The organism is Brucella sp. LJL56 (assembly GCF_054871705.1).
In genome coordinates, this window is record NZ_JBTXLQ010000006.1 from 103,927 (window position 1) to 128,974 (window position 25,048).

The window sequence follows — 25,048 nt, forward strand, 5'->3', positions numbered from 1 at the left end:
AGTGTTACGCATTCTCGTTCGTAAGGATAGTGGATTTCCGCTATAACGTCAAAAAATGGCCGTCGATAGTTGCCGCCTGGCGCAACACTCTGAAAAAAGGAACGCATCATGACAATAGAAAAAGTAGCGATTGTAACGGCCGGCGGAAGCGGTATGGGCGCCGCCGCCGCGCGCAGACTGGCGCAGGACGGTTTCAAGGTTGCAATCCTCTCATCTTCCGGCAAGGGCGAAGCGCTGGCCGAGGAACTGGGCGGCATCGGCATCACCGGTTCGAACCAGTCGAATGACGATCTGAAGCGCCTTGTGGATGAGGTTCTGGCAAAATGGGGCCGTATTGACGTGCTGGTGAACAGCGCAGGCCACGGCCCGCGCGCGCCGATCCTCGAAATTACCGATGAAGACTGGCACAAGGGAATGGACACCTATTTCCTGAATGCGGTTCGCCCGGCCCGTCTCGTTGTGCCGACGATGCAGAAGCAGAAATCGGGTGTGATCATCAATATATCGACGGCATGGGCATTCGAGCCGAGTGCCATGTTCCCGACTTCGGCGGTGTTCCGCGCCGGGCTTGCCTCTTTCACCAAGATTTTCGCCGACACCTATGCAGCCGACAATATCCGCATGAACAATGTTCTTCCGGGCTGGATCGACAGCCTGCCGAAGGTGGAAGAGCGCCGGGCAAGCGTTCCGTTGCAGCGCTATGGCACGAGTGAGGAAATCGCCGCGACGATCTCCTTCCTCGCATCGGATGGCGCCGCCTATATCACTGGCCAGAACCTGCGCGTGGATGGCGGCCTGACCCGCGCAGTTTAAACTATGACTCGACGGTGAGCCGCCGCATGGCGGCTGCCGTTTCCTCATTGGCAGGGAAGAAGGTTTCGATCACCACTTCCGACAGCGTGATATCGACGGCGGTGCCGAATACCGTCGTCGCGCTCAAAAACTCCAGCGGGCCTTCGCGGCTATCAATCCTGAGCGGAATGGCGACCGGATTATCGGTGACAGTTCCCCCGCCCGAAGAGGCGGCGCGCGGAGGGACCGGATAAGATTTCAACTCATCGAGAAGTGCTGCCAGACGCGGATCAGCGGAGTTGTCCGCATCGCGGGCAAGGCGCGCAAGAATATGGCTGCGCCACTGCCTGAAATTCAGGATGCGCGGCGCCAGCCCTTCCGGATGCAGGCTGAGGCGAAGCGCGTTTACCTCCCCTTGCAGAAGATGTTCTGCCACGCCCTCGGTAAGAACGCCCACTGCCCTGTTCGCCAAAAGCAGGGTCCAATGCCTGTCTATGGCAAGGGCAGGATGTGGGTTGTGTCCGTGCAGCAGAGCTTCGATCACGGTTCGCGCGGCGGCAAATTCCGGTGCTTCCAGCCCTCGTTCGCTGTGAATCGGGGCATATCCGGCAGCGACAAGTATCCGGTTGCGCTCCCGCAGCGGTACGTCCAGATGCTCGACCAGACGCAGAACCATGTCGCGACTGGGCGCAGAACGCCCGGATTCCAGAAAACTCAGATGACGCTGCGAAATCTCGGCCTCCACCGCCAAGGAGAGCTGGCTGAAACGGCGACGCTGCCGCCATTCCCTGAGAAGCGACCCGACTGTCTGTTGTGTTTCGGTCATAAGCCTGTCCGATCCCTCCGACAATTTGCTCTGCGCGTCACGGCTGGCAGATGCATTCTGGAATGCACCGCAAAATTCATAGCAACAATTACCTCTCACGTAATCGATCCCATAACGCAACAGCGCAAATATGCAGCCGGCCCGAAGAACGGGACGCCAAAATGAAAGGTCGATAGGATGAAAACCGCACAAACCGTATTTGCTCTCAAGCCACTTGTCGCCATCGACGCCATCACCTGCGCCGCGATGGGTGTCGCCCTTGTCGCAGCCTCAGCACCGATGGGCGAACTGACTGGAATTCCAGCGTCGTTGCTTTACTGGGCAGGCGTACTGCTGCTGCCGACAGCGGCCTTCATGGCCTGGGTATCGCAGAGCGCAAGTCCACCGGCATGGGCGGTGAACTTCATCATTCTCGGCAATGGCGCATGGGTAGCAGCCAGCCTTTTCCTGCCTGTTGCGGGGATGATTATCCCCAATCTGTTCGGCTGGATCTTTCTCGTTGGTCAGGCGGCAGCAGTGACAGCGCTTACCGGGCTCGAAATTCGCGCCAGCCGTACGCTTCAAGCTGCATTCTGATCGAACGGAGATATCAAATGACCGCTTATGCAATCGCACAGCTTCGCAATGTCCGGGTCAATCAGGGCATTGTCGATTATCTGAAAGCAATCGATGGAACTCTGGCACCCTTCGACGGACACTTCATCATTCACGGCGGGCCGAAGGATGAACTGGAAGGTCTATCGCCGGACGATCTGATCGTCATCGCTTTTCCCGATCTAACTACAGCGCGCAACTGGTATGCCTCGCCCGCCTATCAGGCGATTATCGAGTGGCGTCGGCAGGGATCGGAGGGAGAGGTATTCCTGATCGACGGCGTCGATAAAGATCACCGCGCCGCCGATATTCTGTGACCAAACCAATCCGGCGACGGCATGAAAACTGTCGCCGGATTTTCCGGTCAGGCCGAATAACGTTTGGTGCCATCCATCCACGTTTCGCTGACCTTGATCTTGCCGATCTTCACATCCGGCGTGGTCGGATCTTCTTCCAGAATGGCGAAGTCTGCGAACTTTCCGGTTTCCAGCGAGCCGATCTGATCTTCCATATGGCACTGCCAGGCAGCATCGATGGTGACGGCGCGCAGCGCTGCGTCCACCGGGATACGTTCTTCAGGGAAGAACACCTCGCCACCTTCGTTCATCACACGAGTGACGGCATCCTCGACGTAACGAAGCGGTTCGATCGGCGTCACGTTCCAGTCGGAATGAAGCGAGATCTTGAGGCCCGCCGCCAGAGCCGACGCACATGGATCGTAGAAGCGCGCACGCTCCGGTCCCAGAAGACGGTCGCGGAATGCCTTGCCCCACCAGCGCACATGGCCGATCAGGAAGGATGGTGAAACGCCCATGTCCTTCATGCGCACCATTTGTTCCGGATGGAAAACGCTGCAATGCTCGATACGATGACGCAGATCGCTGTTCGAGGTTTTTCCAAGAACGGCCTCGTAAGCATCCAGAACCATATCGATTGCCGCATCGCCATTGGCGTGGACGCCAACCTGCCAGCCGCCTTCGTGCGCCCGGCGGATAACTTCCGTTACCTGCTCAAGGCTGTAATTCAGGGCACCACGCGCATCGGTGCCCAGATAATTCTCGCGCTGATAGCCGGTCTGCGCCTGATTGGACCCATCCGCCCACGCCTTGATACCATCGACGCGGAAAAGATCGTTGCCGCGACCGGGCTTGATCCCTTCCTTTTCCCATTCGTCCATGATCGTCGACACAAGCATGCCGCGATAACGCACCGGGGCCTTGCCTTCGCCCAGAACCGCATCGAGGATTTTCAGGTCCTGCGCACCGGCCATAATGCCAATGCCGCAATCGTGCAGCATGGTGCAGCCGACAGAACTTGCGTGATCCAGAAAACGCTGGACGCGCCCGACCATATCCGCCGCTGTCGGAGACGGCATAGCGCCAAGAAACATTTGTTGTGCCGCCATCTCTTCAAGGCGTCCGGTCAGGTTGCCATTGGCATCCTTCACAAAGCGCGCACCGGAAGGATCGGGCGTCTCGCGGGTGATGCCCGCCGCCTTGAACGCCGCGCTGTTGGCATAGGCTATATGGCCGTTGCTTTCCTGCATGAAGAACGGATTGTTGGGCGCAAGCGCATCCAGTTCGGCCAGTGTCGGAATTTTGGCGTCCTTCGTGATGCTGGCATCGAACTGCTGCGCGCGCACCCATTCGCCCGGCTTGGCATCCGCCACGCCTTTCTGCAACTTCGACCAGACGGTCGCGTAATCCGGCGTCGTGATCGGGCTGACGTCGATCCAGTCCTCGAAAGCCGTGAACACGAAATGCATATGCGGATCGATCAGGCCCGGCATCAGGGTGCGGCCCTGAAGGTCCACCACCTGCGCGCCGGAACTGACAGCCGACTGAACATCATCCAGCTTGCCGACGGCCAATATCTTGTTGCCGCGGATGCCGATCGCTTCGGCACGCGGTGCCTTGTCATTCATGGTGAGGATCGTTCCACCCTTGAAAATGATATCGCCAGCAGGGGCTGCAGCCTGCTGCGCAAACGCCATACCCGGCGACGAACAGGCAAAGGCCGAAGTCGCAGCGGCAGCGCCGAGATATTTGAGAAAATCACGCCTGGAGGCCGTGGACCGCAGGAACGCCACCATACCAGGATTACAGGCTATACACATCCGAATACCCTTCGTTATCGCCGCAGCAAAAAGATCATCGCTCTAACGATGAATAATTTTCTGATTGGAACGATAATGATGCAGTATTACAATTTATTAAACAGAAATTATTCTTGCATTAATTAGGATTTGCTAAAATAAATATTACCAACAAAGAAAAACCACTGACGATAATCATAAACCTGGATATATGTTTTGACGCACGAAACAATCCGACGAAGACCGACGGATTTCACAGAAATGCCTGCAATTTCCTGATGCTTTGTCAGCCGCGTTTGGCTTTTTTCCGTGTCTGCTTCGCCTCGTTATGCGCTATGGCGGCATGAACGAGCGCGATGAAGGCATCCTCGTTGACCTCTTCACCCTCACTTATATCCAGCGCGCGGCGCGTATTGCCTTCAAGACTGGAATTAAAGATGCGCGCCGGATCATCCAGCGCTGCGCCATTGGCAAAGGTCAGCTTCACAACCTTCTTGTAGGTCTCGCCGGTGCAGATGATGCCGTCATGCGACCAAACCGGAACGCCGCGCCATTTCCATTCCTCGATCACGTCTGGATCAGCCTTCTTTATCAGCGCACGCATTCTGGCAAGTGTCTCGCCACGCCAGTCGCCAAGTTCGGCAATCCGCCCATCAATCAGCTTTGAAGCCTCATTATCGTCTGCCATGAAATCCTTCCTCCCAGAGCACGTTTCGATCTGCGCTCTAACCTACATTTTCTCACCCGGCATCTGGCTTGCTTGCCTGATCCAGTCCGCGAGCTGCGCTTCATCCACATCGTCCTGCTCGTGAATATGGAAGTAGCGCGTATCCTGGCTCTTGGATTCGACCGGCGGCATCGGCTTCAGCTTTGCGCCGCGAAAGAACGCCACTTTTATATATTTGTCGAAACAATGATAGCTGAGGAACCAGCCCTCTCCCTTCATGCCATAGAAGGGCGAATTCCATTTGACCGCCTTGTGCACATCGGGAACGGTTCGCACGACAAGAGCATCGAGGCGGCGACCTGCTTCGCTTTTCCATCCCGGCATGGCGGCAATATAGGCCTGAACCGGCGTATCCCCTTCCCCTTTTGCAATCTGGGGATTGCCGCCCGACAAAAGCACCGGACCGTCAGGTTTTTTATCGGTCATCACGTTTCCTCCACTGATCACCTTCCGCCGGGGCCCCTCGTCGAGGTGACCATAACATCTCAACTGGTTTGCGACCAAGCTTGGATGACAGGAAAGAACAACTCCCGTTTCGGCCACGCCTCGTGTAAGCAAAGCTGACCACATCAAACAAGCAGATGGCGATGAGACGATTTTTCAACCCTGTGGTACTCGGAACTGCTCTGGCATTTCTACCCCTGAGCCAGATGAATCTTGCGCATGCGGAAGAAAATCTGCCTCGCCTCCTGCCAGAACCCGGCGTGAGCGCGCATATCGAGAGACACAAAGAGGGTTATGTTCTGATCCAGCCCGATGGATCGAATCTCGTTTTGCTGGATTCCGACTGGCTCACCGGGTTGGACGGACCGGTTGGCTTCGAAATCGCCGACTATGATTTCGATGGATACAGCGATTTCGCCTTAAGCGCCCGTGAAGCGGGAAGCCTTGACGTCGGCGTTGCCGTTTATCTCTACAATCCGAAGGTCAAAGCCTTTTCTCCTCTAATAATCGAAGACGAACTTAGCGGGAAACTGAACTGCGGCGAGCTATGGAATGTCGGGCGCATCCCGGAGCGAAAGCTCATCAAAAGCAGTTGCAGTCTGGACGGGCATTATAGCCGGGTAGACATCCTGTCGATCGATCACGACCAGACGGTGCGGCTTGTGGAACAATCGCGCCCGGAAGAGCAGATGTCCGGCTGGCCCTACTTGATAAAACCCATGCGCATGGTGATCTATGACCCGCAGGGAAACAGCATTCTCGAAACGCCCATAGCCCCGGATGAAACGGAACAGGGCTGGGAAGTTCCTATTGAAAAGCTGACCCTATACAGCAATCCTGACCAGCAAAGCGCCACAAACGTCTATCTGAGCAAGGACGACAAGGTGCGCAAGCTTGCCTATGCCGGTGACGACTGGATGAAGATCGCCTATCAGGGCAAAGCCGGACCGCTGGAGGGTTGGATATCCCTGAAAGAAGCCTATGATCTTGCGGTATGGCAGGCCGAAAACGGACAAAAGCCGCAATCCTTGCAGCTCGGCCTCGCAGATTACGGCGGCGTCGACAAGGATCAGGATTACTACAAGCACCTGTTCACACTGTCGCTGGCCAATGAAAGTCGCGAAGCCATAGAACTCAACTACGGTGAATTGCACCTGATTTTCACATCTGTGGACGGCCGGCAGGCCACGCACAAGCTCTATGACCTCTTCAACAAGACGCTTGAACCGGGAATGAGCGAAACGCTCGACGACAATCCCGTGCAAAAGCGGGGCGGACAGTATGTGATTTATCACCCGGTCAACGATGAAGACGCCTATTCATCATTCTTCCCCGAAGGACTGGCGGTCGGGAAATACAAGATCCGCCCCGTTGTGACTGGCCCCAACCTCAAGAACCCCATTTACGGTCTCGACGAAATCGAGATGGATTACCCGCCCAAACTACCGGACAGCCTGATCGAGCCGTGAGCCGGCACTTGATCGCGCAAGAGCATCCAGAGCCATATTCATCGGCAAAGCCGATGCAAACAGGAAGCCCTGCCCGCTGTTGCAGCCGAGTTTACAAAGAGTGTCGCGGTCTTCCTCCGTTTCGATCCCTTCGGCGGTGACCTTGATCCCGAGGGCGTCTCCCAGCTCCACCATGGCGCGCACGATGTGCTGATCGCCTTCGGATTCGGCGATTCCCCGTACAAATACCTTGTCGATCTTGATCTTGGTGATGAGCCCCTTCTTCAATGAAGCAAAGGTGGCAAAGCCGGTACCAAAATCGTCAAGTGCAATGGAAACACCCGCGTCCGACAGGGCGCCGAGGCTATCGCTCATCCCGCGCTGATCGAAGGGAGCCTCCTCGGTAATCTCGATTTCAAGCATGGAAATCGACAGATCGCGTCTTTCCATCTGGGACAGGATTTCATGCGGAATGCGCCCGCCTGCCAGTTCACGAGGGGAAAGGTTCATTGCAACTGTCAGATCATTGCGCCCGCCCTCGGTGAGCTTGTCGATCATCTCGCAACAATTGAAGAGCACATTGTGCGTGAGCTGTCGCACCACGCCCACCTCACAGGCAACGTCGATGATTTCCGGTGGAGGGATTGCGCCATGCTGTGGATGATCCCAGCGCAGCAGAGCCTCGAAACCAATCATACGCCCGCTGGAAAGTTCGACCACCGGTTGGAAGTAAGTTTGTATCTGTCCGGTTTCGATCGCGATACGCAGATCACGCTCGATGCTCTGTTTACGCTCCCACTCATGCTGAAGGCGCTTCTCGAAAAAGTAATACTCGTTGCGGCCGCGCTTTTTGGCCGCGTAAAGTGCGAAATCGGCCCGCAGCAGCATTTCAACCGGATCAAGACGCTCAAGCCGGCAGATGCCGACACAAGCACCGATTTCGACCGACAGAATACCCTGATAATGGGCGGTCAAACTACCGATAATGCGCGCGGCCACCAGTCCAGCCTCGATCTTCGCCGCCGGCTCGGGATAAAGAAGTATGAACTCATCGCCACCAATGCGCGCCAAAACGGATCGCTCGGGCGAAACCTGCCGGATGCGCTGCGCAATGGCGACAAGGAGATCATCGCCTATCTTGTGGCCGTAGGTATCGTTGACGGATTTGAAACCGTCGAGATCGATCAGCATGACGATGAACGGGCCGTCCTTCACCGGAAACAGGCGAATGGACGTTTCAAGACCACGTCGGTTGAAGAGCCCCGTCAGCGGATCTTCCTGGGACTTGAGCGCCATTTCATCAGCCGTCTGCTTGGCCTCGTGCTTCAGTCGGCTGGTTTCGATAAACCTGTGCTGCCCAAGGAGGGCGCCGCGGGTAATCCCGAACCAGAAAAGAACGACCGAAAAAGCAAGCACGCCATGCTGGAGATCGGCCTGCAAAGCCAGGCAAACTGCCGTCACGACAAGCGGTAGCGTTATGAAATTGATTGCCACGGCAGCATAGGAGGAGCCGTAGGTAACGGCGCCCGCGCAAATACCGGCAAGAATGACCAGATATACCGACGATTGCGGGTCCGTGTATCCATGGGAAAGAACGGCCAGGCCGGCCCATAGCAGGCCCGACAAGGCCGCGAGCAACTGGAACCGAGTGAGCTGGCGCTGTAAAACAGCAACATCTTCAACAGGCGCAGCCGAACTCCGGTAGTAGGCTATTGCATCGATGAATCGCAGCGCGTTGATGATATTGACCAGCGCAAACCAGACAATGGATACCCAGAAGTACCCTTCCGCCACCTGAACCAGCAAAATGAGCATCGACAGAATCGTGCTGATGGGCATCGAGAAGCGCGTGCCCTCGCAAATGTCCCTGAGCTGGTCCGCGAGTATCTTGTCGGTTATCGGGCTGTTCTGCCTGCCATATGCCGACCTGGCCAGTTGAAGCCAGTATGCTGTCCTCGACCCCATTTATACGCCACCATCGGCCAGAGCACGTTCAGCTTTTTCCAATCGGGAACGCCCCTCCAGTTCCTGGCCGAAAAGGAATGGCAGCAAACCTGCCCCCCGACTTGCAAGTATAACATGCATACAATCTAAAATGCCAATAGCGTAATGGTTCAATCAATACGATACTTCGGCCAGTACGATACTTCTGCGGAAGCGGCACATCGCCCGACGTGCCGCTTTCAGAGCATTTTCAATAATCCAGACAAAACCGGAACGGCTCTCGCGAAAAATTATTCGGTCTGCGAGACTTCCGCAGTCAGCAGCAGCTTGTCGATCCGGCGTCCGTCGAGATCGACAATTTCGAACACCCAACCGTTCTTGGTGAAGGTTTCACCCACATCCGGCAGATGCTTCATCTCCTCAAGCGCCAGCCCGGCAACTGTATTGTATTCCGCATCCTCATCGATAGGGAAACGCAGGAATTCCGAAAACTCGTCAATCGGCATCCAGCCCGAGACGAGGTAAGAACCATCCGCCCGGCGCACGATGGCTTTCTCCTCGACATGGTCCTCCTGCATGGCGCCGATGATCGCTTCCATCACATCGCCTGCGGTGACCACTCCTTCGAAATGGCCATATTCATCATAGACGAGCACCATATGGGTGGGCGTGCCGCGAATAGCCTCCACCACGTCAAGCGCATCGGAAAAATCCGACACGACCGGAACGTCCCTGACAATCTCGCGCAGATTGACACTGCCCTTGGAGGATAGCTGGTTGAAGAAGTCGCGCACTTGCAAGACACCGATCACTTCGTCGGAATTCTCGCCGCGCACCGGAAGACGGGAGCGACCGGTATTCCGCAGTTGCTCGCGGATTTGCTCGAAACTGTCGTCTACATCGATCATTTCGACATCCATGCGCGGCGTCATCAGCCCGCGCGCCGTTCTGTCGGCCAGACGCATCACGCCCGCAATCATGCGGGATTCCCCGGTTTCAATCACACCTGCGCTATGGGCCTCGGCCAGGACGGACTTGATCTCTTCATCGGTCACGCCGTCGCTCGACTTGCCCGACTGACCAAGCAGCTTCAGGACCAGACGTCCCGACATATCCAGAAGCCAGACCAGAGGGGCGGCAGCCTTGGACAGCAGCGCCATCGTCGGGGCAACGCGGCTTGCAACCGCTTCCGGTTCACGCAGCGCGATCTGCTTCGGTACGAGTTCGCCGACGATCAGCGACAGATACGTGATGACCACGACAACCGAACCGACGCCGAGCGCATCGGCGAGAGCAGGCGAAAAACCCTGACCCAGAAGCCAGCCGGAAAGGCGAGCGCCCAGCGTTGCGCCGGAAAACGCACCCGACAGGATGCCTACCAGTGTGATGCCGATCTGGACGGTGGACAGAAAACGACCGGGATTATCGGCAAGCTCCATGGCCATGCGGGCACCCCGGCTACCCTTGTCGGCCATTACCCTCAGTCGTGCAGGGCGGGAGGACACCACTGCGAGCTCCGACATGGCGAGAACACCATTGAGGATGGTCAACAGCACGACCGTAATTATTTCAAAATACAAAACTGCCCCTCAGGATCAGATATTCGGAATATAATGATAGAAAGGAACCGCCCCTCTTTCCAGAGGCAGCCGCATAAAATACTGCGATACTGTGAGATTTGCAGTAGTGATGCGCTCTTTTCTAGAGCATCTCCAGCAAAAGTGCGAAGCGCCTACGCGGGGAAATCAGTCCACTGGACTGATTTCTGATCCCGCTTCGATGCGTAGGATAATGCGACGAAACCAATAGCTAGAACGGTTCCCACGACTCCGTTTTAACCGGAACCGCTCTAGCCGTTGGCAAAAGGCTTTTCTCTTCGCTTCAGTAAATGATTCACAATGCAGGTAAAACTGTAGAATCGCCGTTTGGTCAGGCCAATTGCGTTCCATCGCAGAAAATCCGCAGATTCCAATCGCCGTTGCATGATATTTTTGCCGCCTGCATAAAACTGGCTTGACCAGAAACCGGCAGCCTTCTACTCCTTCATTCATAGGTGACGAAACTTTGCGCGAGGGAGGAAGCGCGATGGGAGGATTGCCGTCAGCGACAGCGCACGCGGATACCGCGCCTATATTGCTGAAGCTGGATTCAGTGTCCAAGGAGTTTCCCGGCGTCAAAGCCTTGTCGAATGTCAGCTTTGAATTGCGGGCGGGTGAAGTCCATGCCGTCTGCGGCGAGAATGGTGCTGGCAAATCGACCTTGATGAAGATCGTCAGCGGCGTTTATCAGCCGGATGGCGGGACGATCTATTATCGTGACCAGCCTGTTCGCTTTGCTTCCACGCTTGAATCGGAAGCGGCAGGCATCGCCATCATCCATCAGGAACTGAACCTCGTTCCGCATTTGAGCGTTGCCGAGAACATCTATCTCGCCCGCGAGCCGAAACGTGGCTTCTTTGTCGACCGCCGCAAGCTGAAGGAAGATGCACAGCGCTGCCTCGACCGGCTTGGCGTCAAGATTGATCCGTCGGCACAGGTGCTGAACCTGTCGGTCGCCCAATGCCAGATGGTCGAAATCGCCAAGGCGCTCTCGCTCAATGCTTCCGTCCTCATCATGGACGAACCGACTTCCTCGCTGACCGAGCAGGAAGCACAGCTTCTGTTCAAGGTTATCCGTGAACTGAAAGCGCGAGGCACCGGCATCGTCTATATTTCGCATCGTCTCGATGAAATGGCGGAGATCGTCGACCGTGTCACCATCCTGCGCGACGGGCGCTATGTCTGGACCAAAGACTTTGACGCCGTCACCGTCGATGAGATCGTGGCCGGAATGGTCGGGCGCTCGCTTGATGAAAAGTTTCCGGAACCGACAAGAAAACCAACGGAAGAAGTCATTTTCTCGGTTGCGGGGCTCACACGGAGCGGCGTCTTCGAGAATATCGGCTTTGAACTTCGGCGCGGAGAAATCCTTGGCTTTGCCGGGTTGATGGGCGCGGGGCGTACGGAAGTGGCGCGCGCGATCTTCGGCGCCGATCCACACGATGCCGGAACCATTGTGCTTGAAGGCGAGACGCTGTCCATCTCCAGCCCGCGCGACGCCATCGAGGCAGGCATTGCCTATCTGTCGGAAGACCGCAAGGCGCAAGGACTGGCCGTCAAGATGCCGGTCGATGCCAATCTCACGCTCGCCAATATGGAAGCGGTCAGCAGTTCATATGGCGTGATCGATTTCGAACGACAGCGGCAGGCGAGCCAGCGCTACGTCGATCTTCTGAACATCAAGACGCCGGGACTGGCCCAGCCCGTTCGGCTGCTGTCGGGCGGCAACCAGCAGAAGATCATCATCGGCAAATGGCTGTTCCGCGAGCCGCGCATCATGTTCTTCGACGAACCGACGCGCGGCATCGATGTCGGTGCAAAATTTGCGATCTACCAGATCATGGACGAACTGGCCGCAAGGGGTATCGGCATTGTACTGATCAGCTCGGAGCTGCCGGAAATTCTCGGGCTTTCGGACCGCGTGGCGGTCTTTCACGAGGGACGCATCACCGCTGTCCTGAACACGGCTGCGACATCGCAGGAAGAAATCATGACCTATGCCTCCGGTCGGGGGCGGCAGGACAAATGAGGACGCAGTAATGGCCGAAATCACTACGGACAAGCCCCAGCAAACGGCAAAATCCAAAGGGCTCAGCGACCGTCAGAAGGATATCATCCAGAAATTTGCGGCTGTCGGCAGCCTTATCATTCTGGCGGCGATCTTTTCCGTCACCAGCAGCGCCTTCATGACCGTCAACAATGCGATGACCATCGCCTTGCAGGTGACGTCAATTGCGTTTCTCGGCATCGGTGCAACCTATGTCATCATAACCGGCGGCATCGATCTTTCGGTCGGCTCGGTTCTGGCGCTTGCCGGTGTGGTGGCGGCCCTTGCCGTCAAGGACCTTTCGATGCCCATCCCGCTCGCCATGCTGCTCGGCATATTGACGGGATCACTCTGCGGCCTCATCAACGGCGTCGTCATCACAAAACTCAAGCTGCCGCCCTTCATCGCCACGCTCGGCATGATGCTGATTGCGCGCGGTGTGGCGCTTCAGATCACCGGCGCGCGCGCCGTTTCCAGCCTTGGCGAATCCTTCGGCGTGCTGGGCAACGGCTCGCTGTTTCGCATCGAGAGCATCGACGAACAGGGCTTTCCGGTCGTCACCTTTCCCGGCATCCCCTACCCGGTGGTGCTGATGATCGTGATCGCGATTGCGGCAGCACTCGTCTTGAACCGCACCGTGCTTGGCCGCCACATCTATGCCATCGGATCGAATGCCGAGGCTGCACGGCTTTCCGGTGTCAATGTCGCCCGCGTGACGGCCTTCACCTATGTCGTTTCGGGAACACTGGCTGGTCTGACGGGCTGCGTTCTCATGTCCCGCCTCGTGACTGCACAGCCCAATGAAGGCGTCGCCTATGAGCTCGACGCCATTGCGAGCGCGGTTATCGGCGGCACGTCGCTGATCGGCGGCGTCGGCACGATTTCGGGCACGTTCATCGGCTCGTTCGTCATCGGAATCCTGCGGAATGGCCTCAATATGAACGGCATTTCCGCTTTCACACAGCAGATCATCATCGGCCTCGTCATTCTGGTCACGGTATGGATCGACCAGATGCGCAACCGCCGATGAGAGGGGAGACGGAATGCGTCAGGCATTCCGGAAAAGGGTAGAGCCAAGAGCTCGATAACAGGAGGAAAACATGCGTAAACTGGTTTCTGCATTGATGGCTTCGGCCTTTGTGCTTGCGGGGGCGGCAGGCGCTTCGGCGGGCGAAATCGCCGTTATCGTGAAGACCGTGAACTCGACTTTCTGGCAGAACGTCCAGAAGGGTGCCGAAGCTGCGATCAAGGATTCCAAGGATCACACCATGACCTTCCAGGGTCCGGCGGCTGAATCGGCCATCGCCGATCAGGTGAACATGGTGGAAAATGCCGTAAACCGCAAAGTGGATGCAATCCTGCTTGCCCCGTCCGACCCGGACGCGCTGACGCCTGCCGTGAAGAAGGCATGGGAAGCCCGCATTCCGGTCGTCATCATTGACTCGCAGCTCGCCGATGGCAGCGACAAATACTACCAGTCGTTCCTCGCCACCGATAACCGCAAGGCCGGTGAAGCCGCAGCCAAGGCCCTGATCGACAAGGCAGGCACGACCGGCAAGATCGCCGTCATGTCCTATGTTGCGGGCGCTGGCTCGGAAATCGGCCGCGTCGGCGGCTTCGTGGACTACATCAAGGCCAATTCCAAGCTGGAAATCGTCGGCCCCTACTATTCGCAGTCGCAGATGGCGACGGCCCTGAACCAGACCACCGACGTTCTGGCGGCCAATGGCGATCTCGTCGGCATCTTCGGCGCCAACGAGCCGACCGCTATCGGCATGGGCCGCGCGATCAAGCAGGCAGGCAAATCCGGCAAGCTGACCGCCATCGGCTTTGACGGCAATCAGGACCTGCAGGAATTCGTCAAGGACGGCACGCTCAACGCCATCGTCGTTCAGGGTTCCTACCAGATGGGCGAAAAGGGCATTGAAACCCTGTTGAAGGTGCTGAACAAGGAAAAGGTCGAGAAGGTTGTCGATACGGGCGCCGTTGTCGTGACCAAGGACAATATCGACCAGCCGGAAGCCAAGAACGTGCTTTACTAAAGCACGGTAACAAAGCTGCATGAAAAAGGGAGGCGCAACGCCTCCCTTTGATTATCAACGGCCCTTCTGCTCGCGCCATTTCTGGAACTTGCGCTCGGTCTCTTCCTTCGTGCACGGATAGAGGCCGACAATGGTGGCGCCGTTCAGCACTTCTTCCAGCACGAAATCCTCATAGGTTTCCATGCCTATGCATTCGGTGGCGATTTCATCGGCAAGATGAGCCGGAATGACCATCACACCATCGGCATCTCCCACCAGCACATCACCCGGAAACACCGCCGCATCGCCACAGGCTATCGGCACATTGATATCCACCGCCTCATGCAGCGTCAGATTGGTCGGTGCAGAAGGCTTTGCGCAATAGGCTGGCATATCGAGCTCGCCGATCCCGCTGACATCGCGAAAGCCGCCGTCTGAAACAATGCCCGCCACACCGCGCAAGGCGAGCCTTGTCACGAGGATCGACCCAGCCGTCGCCGCACGCGCATCCTTGCGTGCATCCATCACCAGCACGCAACCGGGCGGACATGCCTCTATCGCAACACGCTGCTTATGATCCGGATTGCGAAAAACCGTGATGGGATTACGGTCCTCACGCGCCGGTATATAGCGCAGCGTGAAGGCCTGACCGACCATATTCTCCCGCTTTCGCGCCACCGGCAGCACGCCTTGAATGAACTGGTTGCGCAGGCCGCGCTTATAAAGCGCCGTTGCAACGGACGCCGTCGAAACCGTCTTCAGCTTCGCCCGCGTTTCCTCGGAAAGCACATAATCTGACATTGAAGCCGCCTCTCAATAAATGACCGGTTCGTCGACAGGACGGCCGAAATCGGTTTTCAGGAAGTCGAAATCGCAGCCCTTGTCGGCCTGTTCGACATGCTTGGAAAAGACAAAGCCGTAGCCGCGCTCATATTTGGGCTGCGGCGTCTGCCAGGCCGCGCGTCGTGCCGCCAGTTCTTCGTCGGAAACCAGCATGTTGAGACTGCGGGCTGGAATATCGAGTTCGACCATGTCGCCGGTCTTCAGCAGGGCAAGCGGGCCGCCGATGAAGGATTCCGGCGCAACATGCAGAACACAGGCACCGAAACTCGTTCCCGACATGCGCGCATCCGAAATCCGCACCATGTCGCGCAGCCCCAACTTCAAAAGCGCTTTCGGCATGGGGATCATGCCCCATTCCGGCATGCCCGGCCCTCCCTGCGGGCCGGCATTGCGCAGCACCAGAACCGTATCCGGCGTCATCGGATAATCCGGGTCGTCTATGATCTTCTTCAGGTCCGGGTAGCTGTCCGCAACAAGCGCCGGGCCTTTGTGGCGGTGAAAGCGCGGATCACAGGCTGCGGGCTTTATCACCGCGCCATCGGGACAGAGATTGCCTTTCAGCACCGCAAGCGAACCCTCGTGATAGACGGGGTTGGAAAGCGGACGGATCACGTCCTCGTTCCAGATGTGAGCCTCTTCCAGACCGTCGGTCAGGGGCTTGCCGGTCACGGTCACGGCGGAAGGATCGAGCTTGTCTCCAAGCTGCTTCATCAGCGCCCGCAACCCGCCTGCATAATAGAAATCCTCCATCAGATAGGTGGTACCGGAAGGCCGGATATTGGCGATCACAGGCGTCGTGCGCCCGATACGGTCGAGATCATCCAGTTCCAGCGGCACGCCCGCCCGACGCGCCATCGCGATCAGATGGATGATGGCATTTGTCGAACAACCCGTCGCCATTGCGACAGTGACCGCATTGGTTATCGCGGCGGGGGTCATGATCTTTTCCGGCGTCAAATCTTCCCAGACCATCTCGACGATGCGGCGACCACATTGCGTGGACATGCGTTGATGATTGGCATCCGCAGCCGGGATCGATGACGCGCCGGGAAGCGTCAGCCCCATGGCTTCGGCAATCGCGGTCATGGTCGATGCGGTTCCCATGGTCATGCAATGACCGTAGGACCGGGCGATGCCGCCTTCGATCCCCTGCCATTCCTCCTTGGAAATGGTGCCTGCGCGGCGCTCGTCCCAATATTTGAAGCCATCCGTGCCGGAACCCAGATATTTGCCGGCATAATTGCCGCGCAACATCGGCCCGGCAGGCAGGAAGATGAATGGCAGTCCCATACTGACTGCGCCCATGACAAGGCCCGGCGTGGTCTTGTCACAGCCGCCCATCAGCACCGCGCCGTCGATCGGATGCGAGCGCAAAAGCTCCTCGGTCTCCATCGCCAGCAGGTTGCGATAGAGCATAGTTGTCGGCTTCACAAAATTCTCCGACAGCGACAATGCAGGCAGTTCCATCGGGAAGCCGCCGGCTTGCAGGATGCCACGCTTGACCCATTCCACCCGATCCTTGAAATGCATGTGGCAAGGCTGGGCCTCCGACCATGTATTTATGATGGCGATGATCGGACGACCCTCCCAGTCGACCGGATCGTATCCCATCTGCATGGTGCGCGAACGATGGCCGAACGAGCGTTGGTCATCGGGCAGCATCCAGCGCGCCGAGCGCAGGTCACCATAGGTCTTTCTTGTCATTTCCCTACCTTCCCGATCAGAGCGTATTCCAAAGGGGGCGAAACAGCCTTCGGAAAAAATGCAATTCAAAACAAATATTTAGGAGGAGATTAGCGACCACGCTACGCTCCCCTCATCCGGGTCACCGGGGCCCCGGCAACTGACGCCTGCGCCAGAAACACACCGCCCGACCGGGGGGCCGCCTCCAGAGCCGCTTCCGGCAACTGGCGATGCGAGGTGATGGCCAGAAGCGTCAGATCAGACCCGCAAAAGCAGGGCATTGTCGGAGCCGGAACCGGTACCGGAACCTTTTCAAGCAGATTGCCCTCGCAGTCGAAGCGGTTCAGGACACCCGCAGATACGCCCGCGCTCCAATAAGCGCCCTCGGCATCGCAGGCACCGCCGTCCGGCCTGCCGCTCTGTTCATCGAGATCGCGAATGCGCTTGCGCCCGCTTATGTCACCGGTCTCAGGGTCGAAGTCGTAACGGTCGATCCACGGTCCGCGTGAATCCGTGTGGAACATGGTTCTGCCATCTGCCGTCCACGCCAGACCATTCGAAATCTCGAAACCCTCAGCCTTCACGGATGCATTGCCGTCGCCGGTCACCCGATAGAGCCGCGAGATGGCTTCGCGCTGCGGACGGCCATCCATACTACCGATCCAGAAGGCACCGTCGGGGCCAACCTTGCCATCGTTGAGGCGGGAGGTGGCGGGCTCGTCATAGGCGGACCACAGCGGTTCCTCGCTACCCGTTTCAGGATCAAACAGAATGAGTTGACGCGAAAGCGCCACCACGAGACGTCCGCTTTCGGTCAATCCAAGGCTTGCCACCTGGCTTGCAAAAGACCATTCACGAAGCACGCCCCGACCGGTATCTATGTCGGCGTCAATGTCGATTTCATATATGCGGCGCCCGTATATATCGCAGGCGAAAAGTGTTCCCCTGTGGTCATCCCAGACCGGACTTTCCATCAATTGCCCGCGCAGATCGGCTATGCAGCGAAATGGTCCCATCATTCAGTCTCTGTTTTCCGCCGGATGACATCGGGATGATCGAGCACGAAATCGGAGAGTTCCAGCCCGAGACCTGCCCCCTCGAACGGGTAGATCACGCCGTTCTCGATACGCGGCATCACAGTCACCAGATCGCGATACCAGGACGTGTAATAGGCGCGGACGGATTCCTGATAGATCGCATTCGGAGCATTGAGCGACAGGTGAATGGAAGCCGCAAAAACCACCGGACCGGTACAGTCGTGCGGCGCAATGGGGCGCTGGAATGCCTCGGCCATGGTGGCGATCTTTTTCGCCTCCGAAAGCCCGCCGCACCATGAAATATCGAGCATGACATAATCGGAAGCATCAGCGCGCAGGACATCCAGAAATTGCGCGCGCGTGGCCATGGTTTCGCTGGCGCAGACCGGAATGCCGGACTGGCGCGCATAAACGGCCAGCGCCTGCGGGTTCATCATCTTGATCGGGTCTTCCGACCAGAAAGGCCGGAAGGCTTTCAATTCGCGCGCGATGGCCAGAGCCGACGTCAAATCCCACATGGAATGGAACTCGACCATGATTTCCATCCGGTCGCCAACCGCATCGCGTATCTGGCGAAACGGTTCCAGCGCCTTGTCGAGATCGCCAGCATGGATAAAGTTTCCGCCGGATGCGACGGCGAACGGGTCAAAGGGCCAGATTTTCATGGCCGTGATGCCCTCCGACAAAAGGCTTTCAGCGAGTGCGCCTGCATCCCTGTGAAAGGCAAGCTGGTCCTCGTAGGGCCCTTCCTTCGCCTCGTCGGCATCACCAATATATCGGCGTGCACCGCTCTTGTTATAGGTGTAACCGGCGCAGGTGTTGTAGGTGCGGATCGATTGCCGCGACAAGCCGCCGAGCAACTGGTGGATCGGCTGGCCGGTCACCTTGCCAAAAATATCCCAGAGCGCGATGTCTATCGCCGAGGCGGCGCGGATTTCCACGCCCGACGACCGAAAGCCGACATAGGGCTCCAGCAGCAGCTTGGAGATACGGTCGATCTCCAGCGGATTCTGGCCAAGAAGCAGCGGCGCTATATCGCTATGGATATAGGCTGCGACCGCATTTGCGCCGCGGAAGGTCTCGCCAAGCCCGACGATGCCTTCGTCGGTGTGGACCTGCACCCACACTATGTTGTTGAGGTGCGGAAGCTGCACCGTTTCGATAGCCGTGATTTTCATTCTGTTGTGCCTCAATGCGCGGACGGTTGACGGTTGCGCGCAACGATCTGCGTCGGATTGACGAAGCGCAGTGCCAGAAGCAGCCACACCAGCGAGGTGACCATGTAAATGACCGCCATGGCGTCGATGGACTGGACGGAGCGAACCCCGGCAGCAAACACCGAGTAATAAAGCGCAACCACGAGCGTCTGCGACGTCGGCCCTGCGGTCAGGAAGGTCAGTTCAAACATCGCGACCGTGCGCACCAGAACCAGAAGCATGGCCGCGAGTACGCCCGGCATCAGCATTGGCAGAAGCACATGGATGAAGAGCTTGAACGTGCCTGCCCCGAACACGCGCGCCGCAGCCTCGACCTTCGGGTCGATCTGCTCGATGAAGGGGATCATCACCAGAATGACGAAGGGGACTGTCGGCACGAGATTGGCGAGAACGACGCCCCAGAACGTGCCACCCACGCCGAACTTGTAAAGCACGGTCGCCAGCGGAATGCCGAAGGTTATCGGCGGCACCAGAAGCGGCAGCAGGAAGATCAGAAGCACAAGCTTCTTGCCCGGAAAATCGCGGCGCGCCATGGCATAAGCTGCCGTCACCCCCAGGATACCCGACAGGATCACCACCGCAAAGACGACCTGAAACGTGACCAGAAGCACCTGATCAAGCTGGAATTCAGCCCAGGCCGCCGCATACCAGCGTGTGGTAAAAGCATCCGGCAGCCATGTGCCGAGCCAGCGCGTGCCGAAACTCGAAACCACCACAGCCGTGATGACCGCCAGAACATTCAGCACGAAGAACCCGGTCACAAGCCAGACGAGCGTGATCCAGAGCTTGGAAAGGATGGAAGTATCGCGGATCATGACCTATCCTTTTCCGCCGGCGGTGGAACCGCGATAGAAGAGCGAACGCACGCCCAGAAGCGCACCGACCACGAGCAATTGCACCGCTGCCATGATCATGGCGATGGATGAAGCCATGGAGTCGTCATATTGCTCGAAGGCCGCCTGCGCTGCGGCAATCGAGATCACGCGCGTCGGCCCGGATGGCGCGCCCAACAGGACGGCAGATGGAAACACGGCAAAGGCCTGCACGAAGGTGAGGCAGGCCGCGACGACCAGTCCCGGCACCAGCAGGGGCAGCATGACATGGCGGAAGCGCTGCCAGCTATTGGCGCCGTGGGTGGCGGCGGCGCGTTCAAGCGCCGGATCGATGCCGGTTATGTAGGAAAGCGTCAGCAGAAAGGTGAACGGAAACACCGTGATGACCAGCGACGCAAAGACACCCCAGTAATTGTTGGTGAGCTTCAACGGGCTGTCGATCAGGCCGATGGTAATGAGCGTACGGCTGAACCAGCCCTGCGGCCCCAGATAGTTCAGCAGACCTTCCGCTATCAAAACAGTACCAAGCGTCACCGGCAGAACGAGGATCGTCGTCAGCAGGCGCTGGCGCGGCATCAGGCGCACGCGCATGGCAATGGGAACCGCGAAAAGCACACTGATGATGGTGACGGGAACCGCCAGCCACAGCGTCGCGCCGATGGTCTTGTAGAGATAGGGATCGGAGAAGAACTTGCGGTAATTGGCCAGCGCCCCGCCGCCATCGAGCGGATTGAACGACAGAACCAACCCGTAAAGAAACGGATAGATGAAGACGCCCACCACAAAAAGCAGCGCGGGCAGGATCAGAAGGGTAACGCCGTCGAAGCCGCGATTGGCGAGGCGTTGTCGCAAACCGGGCCGCAAGCCGGACTTGAGCGGCGCATCTGCATAAGTTTCTACCGCCATTGGTCAGCCCTCCGCCGGGAAAACCAGCGCATGGCCAGCATCGACGCCCAGTACAATGCGACTGCCGGGCTCCACGCCCTGCGGCCCGTGGAAGACGAGCTCCATCCCGGTTTCGGTGCGGGCCGTGCCAACATATTCGCGCCCGCGATATTCGATGGTTTCGACGGTCGCCTGCAGATCGTTGCGGTGGCCTGAACCCGACACGACATCATCGCCGCGCGCCATCAGCACGGCATCGCCGCCCGGCTTAAGTTCATCCATCGCACGGCCAGCGAGTTCGCTTCCCGCGACTGAAATAATGGCCTGCCCGTTCTCGATACGCACAATCTTGCCTGGCAGGGCGTTGCGAAACCCCATGAAAGCGGCGACATCGCGATAGCGCGGCTCTTCATAAAGTTCGTGGGGCTTGCCGACCTGGCGGATTTCACCATCGCGCAGGACCACGATGCGGTCGGCGAGCGACAGGGCTTCGTCCTGATCGTGGGTCACATAGATCGTCGTGGAGCCGAGCTGGTTATGAATGCGGCGGATTTCGGCCCGCATCTCAAGACGCAGCTTCGCGTCGAGATTGGAAAGCGGCTCGTCCATGAGAACCACCGGCGGTTCGATGACGATGGCGCGGGCAATCGCCACGCGCTGCTGCTGGCCACCGGAAAGCTGTCCGGGCAACTTATCTTCCTGTCCCTGCAGGCGCACCAGAGCCAATGCGGCCCGCGCACGTTTTTCGATCTCGCTTTTTGCCAGACCGCGCATCTTGAGGCCAAAACCGACATTCTGCAGAACATTCATATGCGGAAACAGCGCATAATTCTGGAAGACCATACCGAAACCGCGATCTTCCGGCTTTAGCTGGTCCACACGACGATTATCGATAAAGATACCACCAGCCGTCGTACCAAGAAGACCGGCAATGCAATTGAGAGCCGTCGATTTTCCGCAGCCGGAAGGGCCGAGAAGCGCGATGAACTCGCCTTTCCGGATGGTGAGGTTGATTTCCCTCAGCGCGTTGAAAGTTCCGAATGATCGGCTCATCCGGTCTAGCCGGAGTTCTTGAAAGGACATTGACGCAAACACCATGATTTAGAATTGGCGACCATCAGCGGCCAATGGCGAGCCGTTCACGGCTCGCCACCCACCCGGCCTTGGTCAATCAGCCAGCGGCGACGTCTTCGTCCCAGCGACGGAATGCAGCGACCAGCGCCTCCGGTTCGAGCGGCAGCTCAATCGGATTATTGGCAATCCAGTCGGCATATTCTGGACGGCCAAACTCCGCGATGATGTTCTGGCTTTCCTTCGGCGCCATTTCGATGGTGACATCCTTCACCGCAGGGCCCGGATAGAAATAGCCGGCATCGTAGGAATAGGCCTGCTGGTCGGGCTTGAGCGAGAACTTAATGAACTCCATCAACACCGCGATCTTTTCCTCGGACACGCCCTTGGGAATGGCGAAATAATGCGCATCGCAAACCCAGTGGAAGCCTTCCAGCTTGCTGACACCCATCTCCTTCGGCACCACGCCAAGCGCGCGCGGATTGATGTCCCAGCCGGTGGTCGTCACCGTCATGTCGCGCGTGCCCTCGCCCAGTTCCTTCATGAGCGCGCCCGTGCCTGCCGGGTAATATTCGATATTCTTGTGCAGTTCCTTCAGATAGGCCCAGGTCTTGTCCCAGCCCTTGACCGGGTCCTTTGGATCGCTGTCGCCCAGAAGATAGGGAAGCCCCATCAGGAAGGTGCGCCCAGGACCGGAATTGGCCGGGCGGGCATAGATGAACTTGTTTGGATTTTCCTTCGCCCAGGCCAGCAGTTCTTCAGCGGTCTTGGGCGGCGTCTTCACCTTGTCGGGGTGAAATTCAAGCAAGGGACCGGATGGATAATAGGACACCACGACGCCCTTGCCCTTCGACATTTCCTGCATGCGCCATGCGGGTTCCAGATAGATATCCTGAAGTTTCGGCAGACCATTATCTGGCAGCGCAATAATGTCGGTCCATATATCGTCGGCAAGTCCTGCGGAAAGCGCATCAGGCCCGACGATCACCATATCGATATCGATCCGATTGGCGCGCTGCTGCGCCTTGATCTTCCCCGGCAGTTCGGGTGCCGGTGCCTTATTGAAGGTGAAGCGCGAAACAAGCGCCTTTTGCTCGGCGGCGAAATTGTCGAAAATCGGCTGGGTCAGAGCCAGATTGCCTGCCGCATCGATGACGTTGAGCGCCACCGGCGAAGACGGCAGTTTCGCCGACTGTGCCCACGCACCTTTCGGCAGCATGATACCCATACCGGTCGCAATCCCGGCCCCCGCCATGAATGTGCGGCGTGAAATTCCCTTACTCATGTTCTCCTCCACTTTTTGGTTTTCCGGTGCGCCCCTCTTCTCCCTGTCAGGACGCCCAGGTTTCATTTGTCAGACGATGCCATCGCTCTCCCAGCCCGAAACGATCTTCTGGAGCGTCTCTCGGTCATTCGTTTCAAGCTGCGGCAATCCGGGAAGTCGTACTTTGCCGACCTCAAATCCCTGAATTTGCAATGCTTCCTTAACAACGGTCACATTGGCGCCGTTGCGGTATTTGGTGCGCATGGTCTCGAAATCGGCGATGCTCTCGACCACTGCCCGCGCTTTTGCGAAATCTCCTGCCTCCAGCGCATTCCAGACAGCAAGCGAGCGTTTCGGCGCGACGTTGACGAGGCCCGAGGTGAACCCGCGCCCACCAAGGGCATAGAATGGCAACGCCCAGCTTTCCGCCAGACCGCATATCCAGGTCGCGTCCATGCCCTTTGTCGCCCGGCAGCACTCGAAGAAAAGCATCGTGTTCTGCGATGCAAACTTGACGCCCGCGACCTTCGGATGGGTGGCAAGGCGCACCATCTCATCGAGCGGGATCAGGTCCGACCGGATATAGGCGACGATGGGCAGGTCGATGGCTTCGGCAATTGCGATGAAATAGTCCACCTGCGCATGGGGCGCAGCGAAGGGATCGAGCGGATGATGGATCATCACGCCATCGGCTCCGCCTTTGCCTGCCGCCTGCGCGACTTTGATCGCCTCGCGCACCGAACGCCCGGCGGCAGCCGTTACAGCGGCTTTTCCATCGACCGCCGCAATGGCAATCGCCTGCAGGCGAATGACTTCTTCCTCAGTGAGGCTGTAGAATTCGCCGGTATTCCCGCCAGTGACGATATTATGAACACCCGCTTCGGCGATGCGTCCGACGATTTTACCCGTCAGTCCGGCATCGATCTCACCCTTTGCGTCATAGGCAGTCGCATGGACGCCGGAAATGCCCCGAAGGACCCGGCGGTAGCCAGCTAAATCCATTATTTCCTCCCAATATACCGGTCAGAAGACCAGTTCGATATGCGTATCTCCCGCTTTCACGATATGCTCGCGCATCAGGCGCTCGGCCAGATCGCCGTTGCGCGCCGTGATTGCCTGCATGATTGCTTCATGCTCATTGAATGACTGGCGACGCACGTCCTCGCGTGACAGGACAGTCACCCTTGCGGCGTGGTCGTACATGCGCTGCGCATTCTGCAACCGGCGCAGATATTCGCATCCCGATGCCTCATGGATGCCATCGTGGAACTTTTCGTTCAGTTCGATCAACTGATCGACATTGCCCGCCTCGACCGCAGCCCGCATTTCCTCGATCACTGCGCGAAGAAAGCCGAACGCCTCCTCGTCGCCATGCTTGGCCGCCTGCCGCGCAATGATGCTTTCCAGCGCTGCACGTGCGAGTGTCATCTCTTCAGCCTGCCGCGCACTGAACGAAACAAATGTCCCGCGACGCGCCTCCGTTCTGACCAGCCCCTCCCCTTCCAGTTGACGCAGAGCCTCTTTCAAAGGGCTGGTGCTGATACCGAGATCGGATGCCAATTGCCTCTCGTTCAGCTTTTCACCGGACTTGATCCGACCGGAAATAATCGCCTCCCGCAGATTGTCATGCACATGGTCTCTGAGGCTCTTCACCTTGATCGGAGAAAGGGGGGAAACGT

At 58.0% G+C, this 25,048-nt stretch carries 23 protein-coding genes; 7 read left to right on the top strand and 16 right to left on the bottom strand.

The window, feature by feature from the left end; all coding sequences use genetic code 11:
• The first annotated feature begins 108 nt into the window (after window positions 1–108).
• Window positions 109–813: an SDR family oxidoreductase gene (locus tag ACYSN1_RS16690; protein ID WP_461726719.1), complete on the top strand. Its 705-nt coding sequence runs from the start codon at window positions 109–111 to the stop codon at window positions 811–813.
• Window position 814: 1 nt separating this feature from the next.
• Here ACYSN1_RS16690 and ACYSN1_RS16695 read toward each other — a convergent pair whose 3' ends face one another.
• On the bottom strand, window positions 815–1,618 hold the full coding sequence (locus tag ACYSN1_RS16695; protein ID WP_461726720.1) for a helix-turn-helix domain-containing protein: 804 nt from the start codon (window positions 1,616–1,618) through the stop codon (window positions 815–817).
• Window positions 1,619–1,795: 177 nt separating this feature from the next.
• Between ACYSN1_RS16695 and ACYSN1_RS16700 the strand changes: the two genes are divergently transcribed.
• Entirely contained in the window at window positions 1,796–2,194 is a 399-nt protein-coding gene (locus tag ACYSN1_RS16700) for a hypothetical protein (RefSeq protein WP_461726721.1), read from the top strand.
• A 17-nt stretch (window positions 2,195–2,211) separates the two neighbouring features.
• Entirely contained in the window at window positions 2,212–2,529 is a 318-nt protein-coding gene (locus ACYSN1_RS16705) for a DUF1330 domain-containing protein (protein WP_109987455.1), read from the top strand.
• Window positions 2,530–2,576: 47 nt separating this feature from the next.
• Here the strand turns inward: ACYSN1_RS16705 and ACYSN1_RS16710 are convergent, their stop codons facing one another.
• From ACYSN1_RS16710 to ACYSN1_RS16720, 3 genes are all read right to left on the bottom strand, one after another.
• Entirely contained in the window at window positions 2,577–4,328 is a 1,752-nt protein-coding gene (locus ACYSN1_RS16710; RefSeq protein ID WP_461726722.1) for an amidohydrolase, read from the bottom strand.
• Window positions 4,329–4,593: 265 nt separating this feature from the next.
• Window positions 4,594–4,995 (bottom strand): DUF1801 domain-containing protein, encoded by a 402-nt coding sequence (locus ACYSN1_RS16715; protein ID WP_461726723.1) that lies wholly within the window; start codon window positions 4,993–4,995, stop codon window positions 4,594–4,596.
• A 42-nt stretch (window positions 4,996–5,037) separates the two neighbouring features.
• Window positions 5,038–5,460 carry a DUF1801 domain-containing protein gene (locus ACYSN1_RS16720; protein WP_461726724.1) on the bottom strand — a complete coding sequence of 141 codons (423 nt, stop codon included), beginning with the start codon at window positions 5,458–5,460 and terminating at the stop codon, window positions 5,038–5,040.
• 161 nt (window positions 5,461–5,621) lie between these two features.
• Here ACYSN1_RS16720 and ACYSN1_RS16725 point away from each other — a divergent pair, with 161 nt between their 5' ends.
• Window positions 5,622–6,947 (top strand): hypothetical protein, encoded by a 1,326-nt coding sequence (locus ACYSN1_RS16725; RefSeq protein ID WP_461726725.1) that lies wholly within the window; start codon window positions 5,622–5,624, stop codon window positions 6,945–6,947.
• Here the strand turns inward: ACYSN1_RS16725 and ACYSN1_RS16730 are convergent.
• Both ACYSN1_RS16730 and ACYSN1_RS16735 read right to left on the bottom strand, forming a co-directional pair.
• Window positions 6,921–8,765, bottom strand: coding sequence for a putative bifunctional diguanylate cyclase/phosphodiesterase (locus ACYSN1_RS16730; protein WP_461726726.1), 1,845 nt, complete (start codon window positions 8,763–8,765; stop codon window positions 6,921–6,923). The two genes, ACYSN1_RS16725 and ACYSN1_RS16730, sit on opposite strands and share 27 nt — an antisense overlap.
• A 395-nt stretch (window positions 8,766–9,160) precedes the next feature.
• Window positions 9,161–10,450: a hemolysin family protein gene (locus ACYSN1_RS16735; RefSeq protein ID WP_461726727.1), complete on the bottom strand. Its 1,290-nt coding sequence runs from the start codon at window positions 10,448–10,450 to the stop codon at window positions 9,161–9,163.
• 505 nt (window positions 10,451–10,955) lie between these two features.
• On the opposite strand from ACYSN1_RS16735, the gene ACYSN1_RS16740 reads away from it, so the two are divergent.
• The 3 genes from ACYSN1_RS16740 to ACYSN1_RS16750 all read left to right on the top strand — a co-directional run bounded on the left by ACYSN1_RS16740 (window position 10,956) and on the right by ACYSN1_RS16750 (window position 14,557).
• A complete protein-coding gene (locus ACYSN1_RS16740) occupies window positions 10,956–12,497 on the top strand; it encodes a sugar ABC transporter ATP-binding protein (protein WP_461726728.1) in 1,542 nt (513 codons plus the stop codon).
• Between the two features lie 10 nt (window positions 12,498–12,507).
• Window positions 12,508–13,545, top strand: a complete 1,038-nt coding sequence (locus tag ACYSN1_RS16745) for an ABC transporter permease (protein ID WP_461726729.1) — start codon at window positions 12,508–12,510, stop codon at window positions 13,543–13,545.
• 70 nt (window positions 13,546–13,615) lie between these two features.
• Window positions 13,616–14,557, top strand: a complete 942-nt coding sequence (locus tag ACYSN1_RS16750) for an ABC transporter substrate-binding protein (protein WP_109987463.1) — start codon at window positions 13,616–13,618, stop codon at window positions 14,555–14,557.
• 54 nt (window positions 14,558–14,611) lie between these two features.
• Here the strand turns inward: ACYSN1_RS16750 and ACYSN1_RS16755 are convergent, their stop codons facing one another.
• The 10 genes from ACYSN1_RS16755 to ACYSN1_RS16800 all read right to left on the bottom strand — a co-directional run bounded on the left by ACYSN1_RS16755 (window position 14,612) and on the right by ACYSN1_RS16800 (window position 25,001).
• The gene (locus ACYSN1_RS16755) at window positions 14,612–15,337 is read right to left on the bottom strand and encodes a ribonuclease activity regulator RraA (RefSeq protein ID WP_461726730.1); all 726 of its coding nucleotides are present in this window, start codon (window positions 15,335–15,337) and stop codon (window positions 14,612–14,614) included.
• Window positions 15,338–15,349: 12 nt separating this feature from the next.
• Window positions 15,350–17,083 (bottom strand): L-arabinonate dehydratase, encoded by a 1,734-nt coding sequence (gene araD, locus ACYSN1_RS16760; RefSeq protein WP_461726731.1) that lies wholly within the window; start codon window positions 17,081–17,083, stop codon window positions 15,350–15,352.
• A 101-nt stretch (window positions 17,084–17,184) separates the two neighbouring features.
• On the bottom strand, window positions 17,185–18,081 hold the full coding sequence (locus tag ACYSN1_RS16765; protein WP_461726732.1) for an SMP-30/gluconolactonase/LRE family protein: 897 nt from the start codon (window positions 18,079–18,081) through the stop codon (window positions 17,185–17,187).
• Window positions 18,078–19,277 carry a mandelate racemase/muconate lactonizing enzyme family protein gene (locus tag ACYSN1_RS16770; RefSeq protein WP_461726733.1) on the bottom strand — a complete coding sequence of 400 codons (1,200 nt, stop codon included), beginning with the start codon at window positions 19,275–19,277 and terminating at the stop codon, window positions 18,078–18,080. The genes ACYSN1_RS16765 and ACYSN1_RS16770 overlap by 4 nt, the downstream gene beginning before the upstream one ends.
• 11 nt (window positions 19,278–19,288) lie before the next feature.
• Window positions 19,289–20,131, bottom strand: a complete 843-nt coding sequence (locus tag ACYSN1_RS16775; protein WP_012092772.1) for an ABC transporter permease — start codon at window positions 20,129–20,131, stop codon at window positions 19,289–19,291.
• A gap of 3 nt (window positions 20,132–20,134) precedes the next feature.
• Entirely contained in the window at window positions 20,135–21,055 is a 921-nt protein-coding gene (locus ACYSN1_RS16780) for an ABC transporter permease (protein ID WP_109987468.1), read from the bottom strand.
• A 3-nt stretch (window positions 21,056–21,058) separates the two neighbouring features.
• Window positions 21,059–22,132, bottom strand: coding sequence for an ABC transporter ATP-binding protein (locus ACYSN1_RS16785; protein ID WP_461726734.1), 1,074 nt, complete (start codon window positions 22,130–22,132; stop codon window positions 21,059–21,061).
• A 73-nt stretch (window positions 22,133–22,205) separates the two neighbouring features.
• A complete protein-coding gene (locus ACYSN1_RS16790; RefSeq protein ID WP_461726795.1) occupies window positions 22,206–23,360 on the bottom strand; it encodes an extracellular solute-binding protein in 1,155 nt (384 codons plus the stop codon).
• 99 nt (window positions 23,361–23,459) lie between these two features.
• On the bottom strand, window positions 23,460–24,371 hold the full coding sequence (locus ACYSN1_RS16795; protein WP_461726735.1) for a dihydrodipicolinate synthase family protein: 912 nt from the start codon (window positions 24,369–24,371) through the stop codon (window positions 23,460–23,462).
• Between the two features lie 21 nt (window positions 24,372–24,392).
• Complete coding sequence (locus ACYSN1_RS16800) at window positions 24,393–25,001, bottom strand: GntR family transcriptional regulator (RefSeq protein WP_140021238.1); 609 nt, start codon at window positions 24,999–25,001, stop codon at window positions 24,393–24,395.
• Window positions 25,002–25,048: the final 47 nt, after the last annotated feature.